The organism is Streptomyces sp. NPDC001980, from assembly GCF_040296885.1.
Taxonomy (GTDB): Bacteria; Actinomycetota; Actinomycetes; order Streptomycetales; family Streptomycetaceae; genus Streptomyces.
This window is the reverse complement of the sequence record NZ_JBEOYD010000106.1, coordinates 1-2,890: the sequence shown is the minus strand read 5'-3', so window position 1 is coordinate 2,890 and position 2,890 is coordinate 1. Positions and strand designations below refer to the sequence as shown.

Sequence of the window (2,890 nt, the reverse complement as noted above, 5' to 3'; positions counted from 1 at the left end):
CACCCTCACCCTCACCCTCACCCACATCCACCAACCCGAACCGCCCCGGATTCTCCGACTGCGCCGACCGCACCAAACCCCACACACCCGCCAAACCCAGATCCAGCACACCCCCACCCACCCCAGACACACCCACCCCAGACACACCCACCGCACCCCGCGTCACAAACACCAACCGACCACCCCCAAACCGCTCCTCCGCCAACCACCCCCGCACCAAACCCAACACATCGGCTGCCATCGAACGCGCCTGCCCGGCCAGGTCGTGGTCGGCCTCCCGCGTTGCGGGCAGGTGGACCACGACCGTGTCGGGGACGTCCTGCGTGGGCAGTTCCGCCAGGTCCGGGACCGTCCTGCCGTCGCCCAGCACGACCCACGACCCTGTCTGCGGCTCGCCCGGCGCCTCGATCGGCGTCCACTCCACCCTGAGCAGACCGTCCTTGGCGTTGCGGGCCGCGTTGGCCGCGTCGTGCAACGCGTCCTGCGACAACGGGCGCAGGACGAGGGACTCCACGGACGCGACCGGCGTGCCCGTACCGTCCGCCACGGTCACCGACACCGACTCGCTACCGTCACCGTCACCCGACGCTGCGAACCGCAGCCGTACCCGCAGTGCCGTGGCCCCCACAGCACGCACCCGCGCTCCCTCCCAGGCGAACGGCACGACCGCGGCCCTGTCCTCGCCCGCCACCCCCGGCAACAGCGCGTGCAGCGCGGCGTCCAGCAGAGCAGGGTGCACCGCACAGTCGGCCGCGTCGGAGCGCTGCTCCTCGGGCAGGACGACCTCGGCGTACAGCTCGCCCTCGCTGCCCTTCCAGAGCCGGCGCAGTCCTCGGAACGCGGGCCCGTAGCCGTAACCGAGCTGGTCGAGCCGCTCGTACGCACCGCTCAGGTCGGCCTCCACCGCACCCGCGGGCGGCCAGGCCACGAGCCTCTCGGGTTCGGACGTGTCGCCGGTGTCAGCTGTGAGGAGGCCGGTCGCGCAGACCGTCCAGTCGGCGTCGGCCGGGTCGTCCGGGCGTGCGTAGATCTCCACAGGACGGCGGCCGCCGGCGTCTGGTGCCGCCACCACCGCCTGCAGCCGCACACCGCCGCGCTCCGGCACCACCAGCGGGGCCACCAGGGTCAGCTCCGCCACCTCCGGACAGCCGGCCTCCTCGCCCGCACGGAGCGCCAGTTCCAGTAGGCCGGTGCCGGGGAACACGGTCAGACCGTGCAGGGCGTGGTCCGCCAGCCACGGATGAGTGGCGAGCGACAGACGGCCGGTGAGAAGGTGCGTGTCGCGGTCCGCCACGGACACCGCGGCGCCCAGCAGCGGATGTCCGGAGGCGCTGAGGCCCAGGTCTGCGGCGTTAGAGGCATCGGCCGCGGGGCTCAGCCAGTAGCGGTCCCTGCGGAAGGCGTAGGTCGGCAGGTCGACGCGGCGCCCGCCGGGGAACACCGTCCTCGCGTCGAGCTGCCCGCCGTTGAGGTGAGTGGCGGCCAGAGCGTCGGTGACGGTCACCGCCTCCGGCCGTGCCGGGCGCAGGACGGGGGTCAGGGTCGCGCCGTCCTGCGTGAGGCAGTCCTGCGCCATGGCCGTGAGTACCCCGTCGGGGCCGAGTTCCAGGTACGCCGTGACGCCTGCCGCCTCCAGGAACCGTACGCCGTCGAGGAAGCGGACCGCCTCGCGGACGTGGCGGGCCCAGTAGTCGGGTGAGCGCAGGTCGTCGGGTGTGGCGAGGTCGCCGGTGACGTCCGAGACCACGGAGATGCGCGGTTCGCGGAAGGTGATTCCGTCCAGAGCGGCCCGGAAGTCGTCCAGGACGTCGTCCATGTGCGGCGAGTGGAAGGCGTGGCTGACCGGAAGGCGCTTGGTCTTCCTGCCGCGGTCGCGCCAGAGTGCCGCTACTCGGTCCACTGCTTCGGCATCGCCCGAAACGACCGTGGAACGGGGCCCGTTGAGCGCGGCCACGGCAACACTGCCGTCGTAGGGGGCCAGCGTCTCGCGTGCCTCGTCCTCGGTCGCCTCCAGCGCGGCCATCGCACCGCCCTCCCGGGCCGCCTGCATGAATCGTCCGCGGGCGGCGACGACCGTGCACGCGTCGGCGAGGTCCCACACACCGGCCAGATGCGCCGCGGTGACCTCGCCGATGGAGTGGCCGAGGAGGTAGTCGGGGACCACGCCGTGGTGTTCGAGGAGCCGGTACAGGGCGGTCTCAACGGCGAAAAGCGCGGCCTGGGTGAACGCCGTCTGGTCCAGCAGTGCCGAGTCCGCGGAGCCGTCCGGGGCGAACAGGACGTCCTTCAGGGGGCGGGACAGGGCGGGGTCGAGGTGGGCGCACACCGCGTCGAGCGCAGCGGCGAACACCGGTGACGTGTCGTACAGTTCCCGTCCCATGCCGAGGCGCTGGCTCCCCTGCCCGGTCAGCAGGAAGGCGGTACGGGCGCTGCCCTGACCGGCGTCCGCGCCCCGCGGGCCGCCGGAGCGCAGCACTTGGGGAGCGTCGGTGCCGTCGGACAGCATCTTCAGGCCGCCCAGCAACTCCTCACGGGTCGTACCGACGACCGCTGCCCGCCGCTCCAGCGCGGCACGCGTCGTCGCCAACGAGAACCCCACATCCACCGACCCGACCTCCGGCCGCCCCACCAAAAACTCGTGCAACCGCCCCGCCTGAACCCGCAGGGCCGCTTCATCACGCCCCGAGACGAACCACGCAACGGGGTTCGCCGGGCCTTCGCCGGCCGGCTCAGGTACGCGCTCGGGGTCGGGATCCCCCTGCTCGACGATGACGTGCGCGTTCGTACCACTGATACCGAAGGAGGAGACTCCGGCGCGGCGCGGGCGGCCGGTCTCCGGCCACTCCCGGGCCTCCGTCAGCAGACGCACCGCACCCGCATCCCAGTCGAC

The 2,890-nt window shown here is 72.7% G+C and carries 1 protein-coding gene; it reads right to left on the bottom strand.

The genetic code is table 11. The features are described 5' to 3' along the window. Positions 1-2,869: acyltransferase domain-containing protein (locus ABT137_RS50895; protein WP_351720876.1), on the bottom strand; the 2,869-nt coding region annotated here is incomplete at its 3' end. Between the last annotated feature and the right edge of the window lie 21 nt (positions 2,870-2,890).